This window comes from Streptomyces sp. NPDC005791, assembly GCF_042871485.1.
GTDB lineage: Bacteria > Actinomycetota > Actinomycetes > Streptomycetales > Streptomycetaceae > Streptomyces.
Genome location: NZ_JBIAIP010000008.1, coordinates 327,366 through 344,631, shown reverse-complemented (window position 1 = coordinate 344,631; position 17,266 = coordinate 327,366). Strand labels below are relative to the sequence as shown.

The following is a 17,266-nucleotide window of genomic DNA, read 5'->3' as shown; positions in this document are numbered from 1 at the left end:
CGCACGCACGAAGGAGAAAACCATGGGCACCGCCACTCTTCCCGGTGTCGACCGCAAGGACGCCGGGCTGGCGCTGGTCGGCCCTCTCTATGTGGGCTCCCCGCACCTCCAGCAGAAGGTGGCGGACGCCATCGTGGCCGAATGGGCCGCAGCACCGCGGCCCGAAGGCCTGCTCTCGCAGAGCTGCTACGTCAGCACCGACGGCGAGAACGTGTGGACCTACGAACAGTGGACGGAGCTGTCCGCCTACCGGGCGACCGGGACCCAGGAGCCGCCTGCGCCGCTGCGGGGTCTGGGCCCGGACGGCGCGGACATCGAGCGCTGCGCCCCCACACCGTTCCAGCGCTACCGCAGCAGGGTCTACGAACCGAGCAGCGTCCCCACCCGTTTCGTGGCGCCGGCGTTCGACACCGACGGCAGGGCCCCGCAACGGGGAATCATCGACGCGCTGCTCGACGGTCCGCTGACCACGGCGACCCCCGGTCTGATCGCCGCGCACTTCCACTACAGCCTCGACGGCGGCAGGGTGCTGAACTTCGCCGAGTTCACCGAGGACTCGGCACACGAGTTCTTCCTCGACAGCCCGTCGGCCCAGGTGACGACCCGGATCACCCAGGACATGCCCGGAGTGCGCGGTATCGGCGGAAGGCGCTACGTACTGCATGGCAGCGTCGTCACCGTGCCGCCGGCCGCGGGCTGACGCCTCGCCCTCCCCCGCCCTCCCGGGGTGGGTCCGGAACCCCCCGTACGGACCCACCCCGGGAGCACCCACGCGCGTACGACCGTCCGCCCGGTCACACGCATGCGCTTGCGCACCTCTCCGTTTCCGCACCTTTCCGGCCGACGGGCACCGCATACCGCCCGTCGCCCCGACCTTCAGGAGACAGACATGATCGATCTCTTCCAGCCACAGGTGGGCCAAGAAGAACTCGCGGCCGTGGCAGAGGTGTTCGAGAGCAAGTGGCTCGGCCACGGTCCGCGCACCAAGGCGTTCGAGACCGCCTTCGCGGAACACATCGGCTGCTCGGCCGAACAGGTCGTCTTCATCAACTCGGGCACGGCCGGACTGTTCCTCGCGCTGGAGACGCTCGGCCTGGCCGAGGGCGACGAGGTGGTCCTGCCGTCGCTCAGCTTCGTGGCAGCGGCCAACGCCGTCGTCGCGACGGGCGCCCGCCCGGTCTTCTGCGATGTCGACGCCCGTACGCTCAACCCCACCGCGGCCGACGTCGAACGCGTGGTCTCACCGCGCACCAAGGCCGTGATCGTCCTGCACTACGGCGGCTGCCCCGGCGACGTCGTACGCATCGCCGACCTGTGCGCCGAGCGCGGCATCCCGCTCGTCGAGGACGCCGCGTGCTCACCCGCCTCACGCGTCGACGGGCGGGCCGTCGGCACCATCGGCGACCTCGCCATGTGGAGCTTCGACGCCATGAAGGTCATGGTGACAGGAGACGGCGGGATGCTCTACGCCAAGGATCCGCAGCAAGCGGCCCGCGCACGCCGACTCGCCTATCACGGGCTCTCCCAGCCCAGCGGCTTCGGGCACGCCAAGGTCTCGCACCGCTGGTGGGAACTGGACGTCCCGGAGGTCGGACGGCGTTCCATCGGCAACGACCTGACGGCCGCGATCGGCTCGGTGCAGCTTCGCCGGCTGCCCGAACTCGTCGCCAGGCGCCGCGAGATCGTCGAACTCTACGACCGGGAGCTGGCCTCCCTGGAGGGTGTGCGGACTCCGCCGCCCCTGCCCCAGGGGCATGAGTCGAGTTACTACTTCTACTGGGTCCAGATGAGCCCGGACATCCGCGACCAGGTCGCCTCCGACCTGTACGCCGCCGGCATCTACACGACGTTCCGCTACGCGCCGCTGCACAAGGTGGCCGCCTACGGGGCGACCGGCCGGGAACTGCCGCAGTCCGACCTGGCCTCCGGCGAGACCCTCTGCCTGCCGCTGCACCCCGGCCTGTCCGACTCGGACGTCCTCGTCGTGGCCACGGCCCTGCGCAAGGCGGTCGAGGCGCGGTGCTAGGGCGTGTTGCCTCACGGGCCGGCCTCGCCACCCGCGCACACGACACATACCGGACCCACCTCACGAGGAGAACCCCATGAAGGCTCTGGTGCTGTCGGGAGGGTCAGGAACCCGCCTACGCCCATTCAGCTACTCCATGGCCAAACAGCTGATCCCCATCGTCAACAAGCCGGTCCTGGAGTACGTACTGGAGAACATCCGTGCTCTCGGCGTCACCGAGGTCGGTGTGATCGTCGGCGACTGGGCGCAGGAGATATTCGACGTCGTGGGCCAGGGCAGCCGACTGGGTCTGCAGGTCACCTACATCCAGCAGGACGAGCCGTTGGGCCTCGCCCACTGCGTCACGCTGGCCCGCGACTTCCTGGGCGACGACGACTTCCTCATGTATCTGGGTGACAACATGCTCCCGGAAGGCATCGAGGAGATCGAGCGCGAGTTCCGCGCACGGCGCCCGGCCGCGCAGGTCCTCGTCCGCAAGGTGGCTGACCCGCGGGCCTTCGGCGTCGCCGAGACGGCACCCGACGGCTCGGTGATCCGGCTCGTCGAGAAGCCCCAGAACCCCCGGAGCGACCTGGCACTGATCGGCGTCTACTTCTTCACTCCGGCGATCCACCGCGCCGTGGCGGCGATCGAGCCCAGCGAACGCGGCGAACTGGAGATCACCGACGCCATCCAGTGGCTGGTGGCAACCGGCGCCGATGTCAGGGCGAGCGAGTACCACGGCTACTGGAAGGACACCGGACGGACCGAGGACGTCCTGGACTGCAACCAGAAGCTGCTGGCCGATCTGAGGCCGGAGGTCCTCGGCAGTGTCGACGACTTCAGCGAGCTGAACGGACAGGTGCTGGTGGAACCCGGCGCCCGGGTGGTACGCAGCCGTATCGACGGCCCCGCCGTCATCGGCGCGGGCTCGGTCCTGGAGGACTGCCACATCGGGGCCGACACGTCCATCGGCCGGGACTGCGTGCTGAGCAACACCAGGATCCGCGACTCCATCGTGATGGACGGCGCGCGGATCCAGGACGTGCCCGGTCTGCAGAACTCCCTGATCGGCCGTAACGCCGCCGTGGGCACCGGGCGTTCGGGTGCCGCCTGCCACAGCCTGGTCGTGGGCGACCACACGCGGATCGAGGTGGCGGCGTGAGGCTGCTGATCACCGGCGGTGCGGGCTTCATCGGTTCGCACTTCGTCCGTGGGGTGCTCGACGGCGCGTACGCCGGCTACGAGCAGGCCCGCGTGACCGTCCTCGACAAGCTCACGTACGCGGGTAACCGCGACAACCTCCCCGCCTCCCACCCCCGGCTGGACTTCGTGCGGGGCGACATCCGCGACCCGGCTCTGCTGCGCCGACTGCTGCCCGGCCATGACGCGGTGCTCCACTTCGCCGCCGAATCGCACGTCGACCGGTCCCTCACCTCCGCGTCCGAGTTCATCCGGACGAACGTCGAGGGCACGCAGATCCTCCTGGACGCCTGCCTCGCCACCGGGGTCGACCGCATCGTGCACGTGTCGACGGACGAGGTGTACGGCTCGATCGCCGAGGGCTCCTGGACCGAGGACCGGCCGCTGCTGCCCAACTCCCCGTACGCGGCGTCCAAGGCCGCGTCGGATCTGATCGCCCGGTCCTACTGGCGCTCCCACGGGCTCGATGTGTCGGTCACCCGCTGCTCCAACAACTACGGTCCCTACCAGCACCCGGAGAAGCTGATACCGCTGTTCGTCAGCCAGCTGCTTGAGGGCCTCCCCGTCCCCCTGTACGGCGACGGCGGCAACATCCGTGAGTGGGTGCACGTCGACGACCACTGCCGGGCCATCGCGCTGGTGCTCTCCAAGGGCGCCGCGGGCGAGGTGTACAACGTCGGCGGCGGGAACGAGCAGAGCAATCTGCGCATCACCGAACGGCTGCTGGAACTGTGCGGGGCCGACCGCTCCATGGTGGTGCACGTGCCCGACCGCAAGGGACACGACCTGCGGTACTCGCTCGACGAGACGAAGATCCGCGAGACCCTCGGCTACGCACCGCGGGTGCCCTTCGAGCAGGGCCTCGCGGACACGGTCGCCTGGTACCGCGACAACCCCGGCTGGTGGAAGCCGTTGAAACAGCGCGGCGCCGCCGCGGCGAACCAGGAAGGGATCACACAGTGAGCGTCCACAAGGGTGTCATCCTCGACGAGACCAAGCTGTTCCACTCCGACCGCCAGGACAACGAGCCCTTCGTCCCCGGCACGACCGAGATCTGGCCGGCGGGCGCGGTGCTCGACGAGGCGGACCGGCTCGCGCTGGTCGAGGCGGCCCTGGAGATGCGGATCGCGGCAGGGCCGAGCTCACGGATGTTCGAGTCCCGGTTCGCCCGCAGGCTCAAGCGCCGCAAGGCGCACCTGACCAACTCCGGCTCGTCGGCGAACCTGCTCGCCATGACTGCCTTCACCTCCCACCTCCTGGAGGACCGGCGGCTCCGGCCGGGCGACGAGGTGATCACCGTCGCTGCCGGTTTCCCGACCACCGTCAACCCCATCCTGCAGAACGGGCTCATCCCCGTCTTCGTCGATGTGGAGCTGGGCACCTACAACACCACTGCGGACCGGGTCGCCCAGGCCATCGGCCCGCGCACCCGCGCCATCATGATCGCCCACGCGCTGGGCAACCCGTTCGAGGTCGCCGAGATCGCCCAGCTCGCCCAGGAGCACGACCTCTTCCTCATCGAGGACAACTGCGATGCCGTGGGCTCCACGTACGACGACCGGCTCACCGGGACCTTCGGCGACCTCACGACCGTGAGCTTCTACCCGGCCCACCATCTGACCATGGGCGAGGGCGGCTGCGTCCTGACGTCCAACCTGGCGCTGGCGCGGATCGTGGAGTCGCTGAGGGACTGGGGCCGGGACTGCTGGTGCGAGCCGGGTGAGAGCAACAAGTGCCTCAAGCGGTTCGACTACCAGATGGGCACGCTGCCGGCCGGATACGACCACAAGTACATCTTCTCGCACGTCGGCTACAACATGAAGGCGACGGACATCCAGGCCGCCCTGGGGCTGACCCAGCTCGACAAGCTCGACGACTTCTGCGCGGCCCGCCGGCGCAACTGGCGCAGACTGCGGGACGGGCTGGCCGATGTCCCCCACCTCCTGCTGCCGGTGGCCACCCCGCGCAGCGATCCGAGCTGGTTCGGCTTCGCCCTGACGGTCGACCCGGAGGCGCCGTTCTCCCGGGCGGAACTGGTGGACTTCCTGGAAGGCCGGAAGATCGGCACACGCCGGCTCTTCGCCGGCAACCTGACACGGCATCCCGCCTACATCAACCAGCCGCACCGGGTGGCCGGGGACCTGACCAACAGCGACGTCGTCACCGAGCAGACCTTCTGGGTCGGGGTGTACCCCGGGCTCGGCGAGGAGCAGATCGACTACATCGTCTCCTCCGTCAAGGACTTCGTGGGGGCCCGCACATGACCCGGCACGCGACAGCGGACGTCGCGAGCGCGGCGACGCGACTGCGGCCCCGGCGCGACCCTGCGCTCGGGGAGCGTATCGCCGGGTCCGCCGCCACCACCGTGGGCACGGGGCCGCCGACCGAGGAGGTCGCCGCCTGGCTCGCCGAACGCCGCGAGGCACATCGCTTCCAGGTCGACCGCATTCCGTTCGCCCGGCTGGAGGGCTGGTCGTTCGAGGGGACGACGGGCAACATCCGGCACCGCACCGGCCGGTTCTTCACCGTCGAGGGCCTGCGGGTGAACGTCTCCGAGGGGCCGGTCCGGGAGTGGCACCAGCCGATCATCAGGCAGCCCGAGGTCGGCATCCTCGGCATCCTCGTCAAGGAGTTCGACGGTGTCCTGCACTGCCTGATGCAGGCGAAGATGGAGCCGGGCAACCCCAACCTCCTCCAGTTGTCGCCCACCGTGCAGGCGACGCGGAGCAACTACACGAAGGCGCACAGGGGTGCCGATGTGAAGTACGTCGAGTACTTCACCGAACCCGGCCGCGGCCGTGTGCTGTCGGACTCGCTCCAGTCCGAACACGGCTCGTGGTTCTTCCGCAAGAGCAACCGGAACATGCTCGTCGAAGCCTTCGACGAGGTGCCGTACGACGACGACTTCTGCTGGCTGACCCTCGGGCAGATCGGCGAGTTGCTGCGCCAGGACAACATCGTCAACATGGACGCCCGAACCGTCCTGGCCTGTGCCTCGTCCCCCGCCACGGACACGCACGCGCTGCACTCCGACACGGACCTGCTCTCCTGGTTCACCTCGGAACGCGCCCGCCACGACGTGTCGGCGGAGCGGGTCCCGCTCGCGGGCCTGACCGGCTGGGTCCGCGACGAGCACTCCATCGGCCACGAGGCGGGGCGGTACTTCAACGTCGTCGCGGTGGCCGTCCAGGCGGGCAGCCGCGAGGTCAGCGGCTGGACCCAGCCGCTGATCGAGCCGTGCGGAACGGGTGTCACCGCGTTCCTGTTCCGCCGCTTCGGGGGCGTACCGCACCTGCTGGTGCACTCCCGTGTCGAGGGCGGATTCCTCGACACCGTCGAACTCGGACCCACCGTCCAGTACACGCCGGGGAACTACGCCCATGTGACGGGCGCCGCCCGTCCGCCCTTCCTGGACACCGTGCTCGGCGCGGACCGGTCCGCGGTGCGCTACGAGGCCCTGCACTCGGAGGAGGGCGGCCGCTTCCTCAACGCCCAGAGCCGTTACCTCTTCGTCGAGGCCGACGAACGTGAGGCTCCGCTCGACCCACCCGCCGGCTACCGCTGGGCGACACCGGACCAGCTGACCGGCTTGCTGCGCCACAACCACTACCTCAACGTCCAGGCGAGGACCCTGCTGTCCTGTCTGACCACGGGAGCGGTGTGGCTCTGATGGAACCCGTACGCATCGGCGTCCTGGGCTGCGCCGATATCGCCCGCCGCCGCATACTGCCCGCGATGACGGCCTGTCCGGACGTCGACGTCGTCGCGGTCGCCAGCCGGCGGGAAGCGGCGGCATCCGAAACGTCCGAGCGTTTCGGATGCCTGCCCGTGCACGGTTACGCGGCGCTTCTCGCACGTCCGGACATCGACGCCGTCTACGTACCGCTGCCGACCGCCCTGCACGCCCGGTGGACACGGGCGGCGCTCGACGCCGGCAAACACGTCCTCGCCGAGAAACCGCTGACCACCGAACACGCGCTCACCCGGGAGCTGACCGCACTGGCCCGGAACACCGGGCTGGTGCTGATGGAGAACGTCATGTTCGTCCACCACTCCCAGCACGCGGCGGTACGCCGGCTCGTCGCGGACGGCGCGATCGGCGAGCTGCGTTCCCTGCACGCCGCGTTCGCCGTTCCCCGGCTGCCTGCGCACGACATCCGCCACCGCCCGGAACTCGGTGGCGGTGCGCTCCTCGACACCGGCGTCTATCCGCTGCGCGCTGCCGTCCACCACCTCGGTGCGGATCTACGGGTCGTGGGCGCCACTCTCACCAGCACGGCGGGGCACGTGGTCGACACCGCGGGCACGGCGCTGCTGACCACCCGGGAGGGCGTCGCCGCCCATCTGACGTTCGGCATCGACCACGCCTACCGGTCCGCCTACGAGATCTGGGGCAGCGAGGGCCGGATCACGGTGGACCGGGCATTCACTCCCCCGGCCGATCATGAGCCCGCGATCCGTCTGGAACGCCGGTCCGGCACCGAGACGGTGCGGCTGCCACCTGACGACCAGGTCCTGCGCACGATCGAAGCGTTCGCCGGCGCGGTCCGCACCGGATCGGACGCCGCCGGGGTGTCCGTACGCCAAGCGGTGCTGCTGGACGAGGTGCGACGGCGCGCTGTGCGGTACTGACCGGGAGCGCCGGACCGCACGGCGTCCCGTCCCTCCACAGGTTCCAGAAACGGCAGGTCATGACATCACCGTCGCAGTCCCTTCAGCCGGAGGTCCGCGGTATCACGCTGGACGCCGACGGGATCACACTCTCCGCCCTGCTCGCCGAACCGGCCCGGCTACCGCCTCGTGCCGTGGTGGTCGCGGTGCACGGGGGCGGTATGCGCGCCGGTTACTTCGACAGCCGTGCCCGCCCTGGCCTCTCGCTCCTGCGACTCGGCGCCCGGCTCGGCTGCACGGTGCTCGCGGTGGACCGTCCCGGCTACGGGGCGTCAGCCGTGGAGCTGCCCGAGGGCCAGCCGCTCGCCGCCCAGTCCGTGACGTTGCGGGCGGCACTGGCCGACTTCGCCCGGTCCCACCCGACCGGCGCGGGCTTCTTCGTCCTCGCGCACTCCTACGGGGGGAAGCTGGCCCTGCGTCTTGCGGCCGACATGTCCCGCGAGGATCCACCGGAGAACGGTCTGCTGGGACTCGACATCTCCGGACTCGGCAGCCTCTTCGCCGTCGACCCGGCCGAACTGCCCGGCCCGGCGGGCAACGGCACATGGCGGCGCCACTGGGGAGCCCTGCGGTTCTATCCTCCGGACGCGTTCCGGCTCGGCGGCAGCCTGGTGGCACCGGTGCCCGCCCGGGAGGCGGAGCAGGTCCTGCTCTGGCCGGAGCTCTACCCCGCCCTCGCCGCCCGGGTGCGGGTTCCGGTCCACTTCACCTTCGCCGAGCAGGAGCAGTGGTGGCGGCACGACCCCGAAGCCGTGCGCCTGCTGCTCGCACCGCTCGCGGGGACCCAGGCACGGGCCGCCCACCTGCCGCACGCCGGCCACAACATCAGCCTGGGGTGGGCGGCGCGCACCTACCATCTGCGCGCTCTGGCGTTCCTGGAGGAATGTCTGCTGGCCCGCGACACAGCGGCCGCCGTCGGCTCCCGCCGGTGAGCGCGGGAGGAACGCCACTCGGAGCGGAGGCCGTCCCCATGGCCCCACCCGGCAGGGCGATCACCGGGTCGAAGGCGCTGTCCGACCTCGCCGATCACGCGGAGATCACCGCGCTGACCGACCGGTTCCTCGCGGGGCTCGACGCACCACGGGCCGCCGGGTGCGACAGTGCGTGGGCCCGGTCGCTGTTCACCGGCGACGTACGGCTGGACCTTCCCAGCGGTTCGCACCGGGGGATCACCGGAGCCGCCCGGTTCTGCGCCGGGCCGAAACCGCTGTGGGCCAGGACCCACCACATCGCCATGACGTGCGCCGTCGATCTGGCGGGAGACCGGGCACGGGCATGGACGAACGTCCACGCCGCCCATGTCGCCCACGACACCGGCAACGACGTGTCGTTCGCCGGCGGTGGCCGCTACGAGATCGACGCCGTACGCACGACAGACGGCTGGCGGATTGCCGCGCTGCGGGTGACCGTCGTATGGACAGCGGGCCGGGACGACGGGACCGAGCCGTGAAGCGCGGCCGACCGGGCCCGGACCGACGGGTGCCGTGCTCGCTCCGTGGAGCACCGGAACCCCGGCCCGCCTCTTTGACCTCGACCGAAGTCGAGGTTCTAGGTTGTTGCCGCGAGCAGTACTCGGCAAGGCGACGGGCAACAGGAGAACCGATCATGATCCTTGTAACCGGTGCGACCGGAAACATCGGAAGCGCTCTCCTGGAGGGGCTGCACAGGGACGGGGTACGGCCCGTGCGGGGATTGACCCGCGACACCGCGCGGGCCGACTTCCCCGACGGTGTGGAGGCGGTACGGGGAGACCTGTCCCGACCGGCATCTCTCAGCGGCGTGTTCAGCGGTGTGGAGGACCTGTTCCTGGTGACGGGGGTGTGCACCGAGGCAGCCGTGGTGCGCGCCGCCCGGCAGGCGGGCGTACGGCGTGTGGTCCTCGTGTCGTCGATCACGGTTCGGACCCACCCGCACCTGCCCGCCGCGCAGGAAAACCTGGCCGTCGAGACCTCCCTGCGCGCCAGTGGTATGGAGTGGACGATCCTGCGGCCGACGCAGTTCGCCTCCAACACGCTGCTGTGGTCGCGGTCCGTCCGCGACCGGGCCGCTGTGCACGCCCCCTACGCCGACACCGGCCTCCCCACCATCCACCCCGCGGACATCGCCGATGTGGCACGGGCGGTGCTGAGGGAACCAGGCCACGCGGGCCGGATCTACGAACTGACGGGCCCCGAGCGCATTTCCGCCCGGCAGCAGACGGCCGCCGTCGCGAAGGCCATCGGCCGGGAGCTGGCGTTCCACGAGATCGGCCGAGAGGAGGCCCACCAGCAGATGACGCCGCACCTGGGGGCTCAGACCGCGGCCGCCGTACTCGACCTGCTCGGCGGCGATGTCAATGACGAGCTGCTGGAGGTGCGTGACACCGTCGAAAGGATCACGGGAACTCCCGGCCGTACGTTCCAGCAGTGGGCGGCGGAGAACGCGGCGGCGTTCGGCGCCGGGTGAACCGGGGTCTGTGACGGAAGCGGCCGCGACGTCGACGAGCTCGCCCACCCGGCGGGCTCCCGTACTGTCAGCCGAGTTCCAGCGCGTCGCCTTCGGCGTCCTCGGGCCCGCGGGGCGGCAACTGCTCGCAGAGGGATTCCGCGCGCTTCGCCGAGACGTCGAGCCTGGCGAGCACCGCGGGTACGACGAGGCCCGGCAGGAGCATCCGGAGCAGGCGGGCCACCTCCTCGGTCAGGTCGTACTCGTGCGGCAGCCCTTCGGTCACCACCCGTACGCCGGTCCACGCGCTCGTCAGGGTGCGCCCGACTTCCTGCGCGTCGATGTAGGGCAGGGCCTCGCCCCGTTCCCGGGCCTCCGTGACCAGACCGGCGAGCAGTTCGCTCCAGGCCGGCCACCGGGTGCCGAACAACAGCCGCGACGGGACGTCGACGGACAGCCTCAGGGCGGCGCTGAGCATCGGCTCCCGAGGCAGCCGGTAGGCCATGACCAGCAGAATGTCCACGACCTCCTGGAACTTGAGCTCCTGCGGCTGGATCCCCTCCGTGGTCACGGCCACCTCGAGGATGGCGCGCGCCAGCTCCTCCTTGGAGCGGAAATGAAAATAGAGCGCGCCCTTCGTCATACTGGCCCGCTCGTACACCTCCGTGATCGTGGCCCCTTCGTACCCCCGTTCACCGAAGACATCGGCGGCGGCTTCCAGGATCGCGAACCGCGTCCGGAGCGCACGTGATTGCCGTCCCACAGTGTCCTACCTCTTTCTTGCCCGGACCCGAAAAAAAAGACCAGCGTACCGGTATGTTAATTCCGAAGGTAACGCCTCCGACTGTCCTACGGCCCGCCTGAGGGGAATCATGCCCAACTCTTTACTGGCAGCTCACCACTCGGACCTGCACGACATCCGTTCCTCCACCCCCACCTCGCCGCCGCCCGGCGACACCCTCAAGAGGTACGTTCATCTGCGTCATGAGGACTCCGTACTGGTCACAGGCTGGTCGGCACGCGGTGGCCACCACTACGAAGTCACCGTGAGCTGGCCCGTCCTCGCGGAAGGCACGGCGTACGACCCCAGACTGCTGACCCAGACGATCCGGCAGAGCTGCCTGGTGATCGCCCATGCCGAACGCGGAGTGCCACTCTCGCACCAGACGTTGATGGAGCGCATGGACGTCTCCGTGGTGCCGGAACACCTGGCGCCCCGGGGCGGAACGACGAACCTGTCGGTGGAGCTGGAGTGTGACAGCACCGGCCGCCGCTCCATGCGCACGAAACAAACCGTCCTGCACGACCACAACGTGGTCGCGGAGTCCCTTGTGGACTTCAGCTGGATAGCCCCGTCGGTCTACAGACGGCTGCGGGGTGAGCAACTGGACGCCCCGTGGGGCGAAACGCCGGTACGGCCTCCCGTGGCCCCGAGTACCGTCGGACGGGCGGACAGCTCGGATGTCGTCCTGGCACCCACGGACCGCCGGCACCACTGGGAGCTGCGCGTGGACGTCCGTAACACCGCCCTGTACGACCACCCCGTCGACCACGTGCCCGGCTTGGTCCTGATCGAGGCGTCCTACCAGGCGGCTCACGCCGTGAGCGGCCCACTCGCTCCGCAGCCCCGTACCCTGACCAGTTCCTTCGACCGCTACATCGACTTCGGACGCCCCTGCTGGATCGACGCCTCGGCCATCTCCACCACCGGGGACGGCCGCACCGTCGTCGAGGTCGTAGGTGTCCAGGACGGTGAGAGGGCCTTCCGTGTGACCCTGGTCTGACGACCTTCACGTCGTCCCCGGTGAGCGCAGGCGCACCGGAACCATGGTCAGGGGGGAGAGCCTTGTGGACCAGGTCCTCCCCCCTGACCGCGTTCAGCGGTTCACATATCCTCCGTCCACCGGCAGCACGGTGCCGGTGACGTAGGAGGCCCTGTCGCTGAGGAGCCAGGCGGCCGCCTCTGCTATCTCCTCCGGATCCGCGGTGCGTCCCTGCGGGGTGACCGCGTGGATCGATTCCTCGAGTCCCGGATTGCGCCCGTACCAGTCGTCGGTGATCTCACTGCGGGTCGACCCCGGCGCCACGGCGTTGACCCGGATCCCCTGACGCGCGTACTCCTCCGCGGCTGCTCGGGTGAATCCGACGACCGCGTGCTTGGAGGCCACATAAGGAGCGGCGGCCGGAATCGCCACCAGGCCACCGACACTGCTGTTGTTGACGATGGAGCCGCCGCCGGTCTCCAGCATGGCACCGATCTGACCACGCAGGCAGTTCCATAACCCGCGCACGTTGGTGGCCATGATGGCGTCGTAGACATCGTCGTCCATGAGATGCAGAGGTTTCTGGTCACCACCTATACCCGCGTTGTTGAACGCCCCGTCCAGCCGCCCGTGCAGCTCCATCGTCCGCTCCACAGCCCGCCGGGCACTCTCGGCGACGGTCACATCGGCGACGACGTAGGAGACGTGGGCACCCTCGTCTGTCAACGCCCGCGTGATGGCCGCCAGTTCCCGCTCGCGCCGGGCCACCAGGACGACCTTCGCGCCCTCCCGGCTGAACACTCTTGCCGCCGCCGCGCCGATACCGCTGCTCGCGCCCATGACGAGAACGGTCTTGCCACTCAGGATCGCATCAGTACGCATCATGCGGATCATTGAAACAGCTCCGGCCTTGCCACTTCGGGTAGTTGACGAAGCGCCGCCACTCGGGCAACCCGGCTGCCGGCCGCTCCGTACGGAGCGGGTCGTCGCTGGCCTTCCCGGACCTCGATGGATCGGTTGATCACCTGCCGGCCGCCTCCCTCCCCTTCCGGAGAGGAGCCCGGCTCCCTCGGGGGCCACCAGGTCGAGGACGCTCACCGGGGGAACGCTCGGCCGTACTCCGGTCGCGGGAGCGAGCGGGTCCGGGCGGCGGGACGAGATCGAAAATCGTCGTTGTCCTTTTCGCCATGCCTCAGAAGGTGCGGGGGAGGGCCGACGACCATGTGCGTGTGCCTTCCTGGCGGCCACGTGGGCCGCGGCCACTCCCCCACCGTGTCAGACTCCCGCCAGCAGCGCCTCCAGTGCCGCCGCCGTCTCCGGGTGGCGGCCGACGAGGACCGCGCCCGAGGGTGCCGGCGCCTCCGTCTCCCACGTGCCCTCACAGCCCAGCAGCTCCGCCACGCTGTCGCACGTCTCCGGGTGGGCGGCGAGCAGAACGGCTCGGCGGCCCGTGCCGCCACCGGACGCCACCGGGGCGGCAGGCACCTCGACGGCGCCCTGCCACGGTGGGACCCAGGCGTCCAGTGCCGCGAGGCGACCGGGGAAGACGCGCCCGGCCTCGCGGATCAGCAACGGGGCCAGGTCTGCGCCCTCGGACCGCAGGGTGGTGATCAGAGTCGGCAGCCAGGGCAGCAGCACCGGGTCCGGCAGCCGCGCGAAGGCGTTCGAGACCGCCTCCACGACGAAGTCGGCCAGCTGGGGCACCGGCTCCAAGGCGTGCAGGAACCCGCTGAGGTGGAGCGGATAGGAGGACAGCACCAGGGGGTCGGCCAGCAGCCCGTCACACCGCTCCCTCAGCTCGGCGCGGGAGAGCTGCCCGAGCTGTACCTGGGCCGCCCACAGCAGCGCGGTCCTGGCGGGCTCCCGCGGGTGCGACTGCGCGAAGGCCAGATCCAGCTGGGTCCGGTCGCAGCCGAGCGACAGGGCCAGGCTCTCCATGCTGAAGAGGAAGCCCAGCATCGCGGCGACCTGCCGGACCGTCGCGTCCTCGTCGGTGAACGCCGTCGGCAGCAGCGTGCAGTAGTGCGCGTAGCCCGTCGAGGCGAAGGACTCGATCCAGGACGGCAGCACCGGCCGGCTGATCCGGTAGTACGCCAGGAGCCTGCGCACCCTGCGCAGGACCTCAGGTGCTCCGTCGACGCTGCGTTCGGTGGCCAGCACCTCGAGGGCGCGGGTGCCCAACTCGTCGGCGAGGCGGCCGCTGCGCAGATGCAGCACGGCGTCCTCCACGGCCGCGAGGACCTGCGCCGTGGTGGCGTTCGGCGCGTACGCGGCGCGGCGCAGGCGCTGCTCCAGGACCTGCTCGATACTGACGCCCTCGTAACCGAGCTCGATGAGGGCCCGCTGATGGGTGCCCAGCGCCAGGTCCCAGGACTCCTGCACCGACTGTTTGCCGAGCTCCCGCTCACCCATGATGGGCCGTGCCGCGCCGTGGGGCATCAGGTGGCGCAGCATCCACAGCACGTCGGAGCACTGCCGTAGTTCCGGCTGGGACGTCATGTCCAGCAGCGCACGCTGCACCCCACGCTGCTGGAGCTTGAGGTTCAGCGGTGCGAGACGGTCGTGCACGTCCCGGGCCAGCGGCGGCAGCGCGTCGTAGCCGACCTGGCCGATCCGGTCGCCGCCCATCAGGATCTCCACGAGACGGCGGACGTCGCGCCTGCCCGGCACGGTCTCCTTCTCGATGCAGGTGACCGCCGCGTCCTGGAAGTCGTACGGGGTGGGCCTGGCCCGGTCCCGCATGCCGGCGAGCAGGATCGACGTCTCGAACACCGCGATGGCGTCGGCGGTGGAGGCGAGGTAGCCGTTACGGCGGGCCGAGCGCACTATCTCCACCGACCAGCCGAGGAGTTCGGCCTCGTCGAGCCGGTCGAGGGCGGGCGGGCTCCGCAGAAAGCCGGTGAGTTTGTCGGAGGGGGCCTGCGGGGTCACCGGGACGGCCGCAGCGGCGTTCTTCCTCGGTCCGGCGGCCTTCTTCACGCCCGCCTGGCCCGCGAGCCGGAAGGGCTGCACCCGGGTGCGTTTGAGGTTCTTCGCCCACTGGGTGGCGGCGATCGACACGGACCCGGCCGCCAGGCCGAACTGCGCCTCGATCGCCGCGTGGCTGGACGGGATCAAGCCGTACTGCCAGGTGCTCTCGCTCGGCGGGCTGATCTCGAAGGTGTCGCTGCCGCGGACGCCGAACTCCTCGACGCGGCTGGAGGCGTGGAACGCGCCGCAGACGTAGAGGCAGTCCTCGGGGTCCGTGCCGGTCGTGGCGAGGTGCTCGCGCATGCGGGTCCACATGTAGCGCTCGCGGTCCTCGTCGACGCGGACCCGCTCCGTGTCCCCGGGGGCCAGTCTGCGGAACAGGCTGCCGATCAGCAGCATGACCTGGCGGTAGGTGTCGTGGTCGCTGTCACCGAGGGGCAGTTCGACGTACTGGTGCCACCATTCCGACCAGTGCCGGACGCGGCCGTGGTGCAGGAGGTGCTCCTCCAGTTCCGCGAAGCGCGGACGCAGGTCGCCGATCTCCACCCCGACGGCGTCGCCGTGCAGCGCCGCCTCCTCCTCTGCCGGCGGCGCGTCGGGGTCCGTCGGTTCCGTCGCACCGGCCTGCCACTGGAACACGTGGTCCGAGGACCGGTCGACGAGGACCAGCTCGACACCCGGTGTGTCCAGGGCGTAGGCGATGGCCTGGTATTCGGCCGACGCCTCGGTGATCGGAGCGACGACCGACAGCGGTGCCCACTCCGCGGGGAAGCCCTTGACCTCACTGGCGAACGCCTGGACGGCCACCGGGAGCCGGCAGTTCTTCAGCTCCGACAGGAGGGGCGCCATGTCCTCGCACAGCTCCAGGTACACCACCTTCGGCTGCTTCTCACGCAGCCGCCGTGCCATGGCGACCGCCGAGGCGGGCGAGTGGTGACAGACGGGGAAGATCTCCAAGGGCTCCCGCACGGCGCGGTCGACGTCGTCGACGATGCCGAGGAGGATGCCCTGCAGGGCATCCGGTCCGTCCGCGAACTCCGACGCCGCGTCCTGCAGTTGCCCTCGCAGCGCGTCGAAGGGCGCCTCTTCGTTCAGGGCGCTCATGACAGGGTGGCGATCGCGTCGCGGCCGCCCTCCAGGAACTCCGGCCAGGAGCCGCCCTGTTCCTTGCTGCGCGGCTCGACGACGCCGTGCAGGTACTTGTTGAGGATGGCGAGGTCCTCGGGTTCGCGCCGGGCCAGTGAGCCGACGAGCGAGGAGGCGAGGGTGCGGGCGGTCAGCTCGCGTTCGCCGAAGAAGTTGCTGTGGAGGATCGCGTCCTCCAGTACGCCGATCTGCTCGGCGCTCGACAGCGCGGACTCCAGCTTCTCGTCGTCGCTGCCCGCCGCGGCGGCCGATGCCCGCAGATCGGCGAAGCTCTGCAGCAGCACGTCGAGCAGGGTCGGCGGCACGTCCAGCTCGATCTGGTGGCGCCGCAGCAGCTCCTCGGTCCGGAAGCGGACGATCTCCGCCTCGCTCTTCTTGTTCGTCACCACCGGGATGCGGACGAAGTTGAAGCGGCGCTTGAGCGCGGAGGACAGGTCGTTGACGCCCCGGTCACGGCTGTTGGCCGTGGCGATGACGGAGAAGCCCGGCTTGGCGAAGACGATGTTGTCGCTGTCCATCTCCGGGACCGAGATGTACTTCTCCGACAGGATCGAGATGAGGGCGTCCTGGACGTCACTGGTGGAGCGTGTGAGCTCCTCGAACCGGCCGATCGCGCCCGTCTCCATCGCGGTCATGATCGGTGAGGGGATCATCGACTCCCGTGACTGGCCCTTGGAGATCACCATGGACACGTTCCAGGAGTACTTGATGTGGTCCTCGGTGGTACCGGCCGTGCCCTGGACCACCAGGGTGGAGTTACGGGAGATGGCGGCCGACAGCAGCTCGGCCAGCCAGCTCTTGCCCGTGCCCGGGTCGCCGATGAGCAGGAGGCCCCGGTCGGAGGCCAGGGTGACGATGGAGCGCTCGACGAAGCTGCGGTCGCCGTACCACTTCTGGGGGATCTCCCGGTCGAGACCGTCGGAGCGCTCGGATCCCAGGATGAACAGGCGGACCATCTTCGGGGACAGCCGCCAGGAGAACGGCTTGGGGCCGTCGTCGACCGACTCCAGCCAGTCGAGCTCTTCGGCGTACTTGATCTCGGCGGGGGCGCGCAACAGGTCGGACATGTGTGTGGGCCTTTCCA

Annotated in this window: 15 protein-coding genes; 11 read left to right on the top strand and 4 right to left on the bottom strand. The window is 70.0% G+C overall.

From position 1 onward, the window contains the following. Positions 1-22: 22 nt before the first annotated feature. From ACFYSH_RS18415 to ACFYSH_RS18370, 10 genes are all read left to right on the top strand, one after another. Positions 23-700: a monooxygenase gene (locus ACFYSH_RS18415; RefSeq protein WP_388753620.1), complete on the top strand. Its 678-nt coding sequence runs from the start codon at positions 23-25 to the stop codon at positions 698-700. A gap of 189 nt (positions 701-889) precedes the next feature. Beyond that, complete coding sequence (locus tag ACFYSH_RS18410; protein WP_359478725.1) at positions 890-2,026, top strand: DegT/DnrJ/EryC1/StrS family aminotransferase; 1,137 nt, start codon at positions 890-892, stop codon at positions 2,024-2,026. A gap of 76 nt (positions 2,027-2,102) precedes the next feature. Beyond that, entirely contained in the window at positions 2,103-3,170 is a 1,068-nt protein-coding gene (locus ACFYSH_RS18405; protein ID WP_359478728.1) for a glucose-1-phosphate thymidylyltransferase, read from the top strand. Beyond that, a complete protein-coding gene (gene rfbB, locus ACFYSH_RS18400) occupies positions 3,167-4,171 on the top strand; it encodes a dTDP-glucose 4,6-dehydratase (RefSeq protein ID WP_388753616.1) in 1,005 nt (334 codons plus the stop codon). The genes ACFYSH_RS18405 and rfbB overlap by 4 nt, the downstream gene beginning before the upstream one ends. 17 nt (positions 4,172-4,188) lie before the next feature. Beyond that, positions 4,189-5,472 carry a lipopolysaccharide biosynthesis protein RfbH gene (rfbH, locus tag ACFYSH_RS18395; RefSeq protein WP_388753672.1) on the top strand — a complete coding sequence of 428 codons (1,284 nt, stop codon included), beginning with the start codon at positions 4,189-4,191 and terminating at the stop codon, positions 5,470-5,472. Continuing rightward, positions 5,469-6,878, top strand: coding sequence for an NDP-hexose 2,3-dehydratase family protein (locus ACFYSH_RS18390; RefSeq protein WP_388753613.1), 1,410 nt, complete (start codon positions 5,469-5,471; stop codon positions 6,876-6,878). The genes rfbH and ACFYSH_RS18390 overlap by 4 nt, the downstream gene beginning before the upstream one ends. Beyond that, entirely contained in the window at positions 6,878-7,840 is a 963-nt protein-coding gene (locus ACFYSH_RS18385) for a Gfo/Idh/MocA family oxidoreductase (RefSeq protein ID WP_359478739.1), read from the top strand. Before ACFYSH_RS18390 ends, ACFYSH_RS18385 begins: the two co-directional genes overlap by 1 nt. A 59-nt stretch (positions 7,841-7,899) precedes the next feature. Beyond that, positions 7,900-8,811: an alpha/beta hydrolase gene (locus tag ACFYSH_RS18380; RefSeq protein ID WP_359478741.1), complete on the top strand. Its 912-nt coding sequence runs from the start codon at positions 7,900-7,902 to the stop codon at positions 8,809-8,811. Between the two features lie 38 nt (positions 8,812-8,849). Further along, positions 8,850-9,329 carry a nuclear transport factor 2 family protein gene (locus ACFYSH_RS18375; protein WP_359478744.1) on the top strand — a complete coding sequence of 160 codons (480 nt, stop codon included), beginning with the start codon at positions 8,850-8,852 and terminating at the stop codon, positions 9,327-9,329. Between the two features lie 155 nt (positions 9,330-9,484). Next, complete coding sequence (locus ACFYSH_RS18370) at positions 9,485-10,324, top strand: NAD(P)H-binding protein (protein ID WP_359478747.1); 840 nt, start codon at positions 9,485-9,487, stop codon at positions 10,322-10,324. 67 nt (positions 10,325-10,391) lie between these two features. On the opposite strand, the gene ACFYSH_RS18365 is transcribed toward ACFYSH_RS18370, so the two are convergent. Continuing rightward, positions 10,392-11,066, bottom strand: coding sequence for a ScbR family autoregulator-binding transcription factor (locus tag ACFYSH_RS18365; protein WP_359478750.1), 675 nt, complete (start codon positions 11,064-11,066; stop codon positions 10,392-10,394). 109 nt (positions 11,067-11,175) lie between these two features. On the opposite strand from ACFYSH_RS18365, the gene ACFYSH_RS18360 reads away from it, so the two are divergent. Beyond that, entirely contained in the window at positions 11,176-12,087 is a 912-nt protein-coding gene (locus ACFYSH_RS18360; protein ID WP_388753609.1) for a ScbA/BarX family gamma-butyrolactone biosynthesis protein, read from the top strand. Between the two features lie 93 nt (positions 12,088-12,180). Here the strand turns inward: ACFYSH_RS18360 and ACFYSH_RS18355 are convergent, their stop codons facing one another. The 3 genes from ACFYSH_RS18355 to ACFYSH_RS18345 all read right to left on the bottom strand — a co-directional run bounded on the left by ACFYSH_RS18355 (position 12,181) and on the right by ACFYSH_RS18345 (position 17,249). Further along, complete coding sequence (locus ACFYSH_RS18355) at positions 12,181-12,951, bottom strand: glucose 1-dehydrogenase (protein ID WP_359478756.1); 771 nt, start codon at positions 12,949-12,951, stop codon at positions 12,181-12,183. Between the two features lie 390 nt (positions 12,952-13,341). Continuing rightward, entirely contained in the window at positions 13,342-16,140 is a 2,799-nt protein-coding gene (locus tag ACFYSH_RS18350) for a hypothetical protein (protein ID WP_388753605.1), read from the bottom strand. After that, the gene (locus ACFYSH_RS18345; RefSeq protein ID WP_359478762.1) at positions 16,137-17,249 is read right to left on the bottom strand and encodes an AAA family ATPase; all 1,113 of its coding nucleotides are present in this window, start codon (positions 17,247-17,249) and stop codon (positions 16,137-16,139) included. Before ACFYSH_RS18345 ends, ACFYSH_RS18350 begins: the two co-directional genes overlap by 4 nt. Positions 17,250-17,266: the final 17 nt, after the last annotated feature.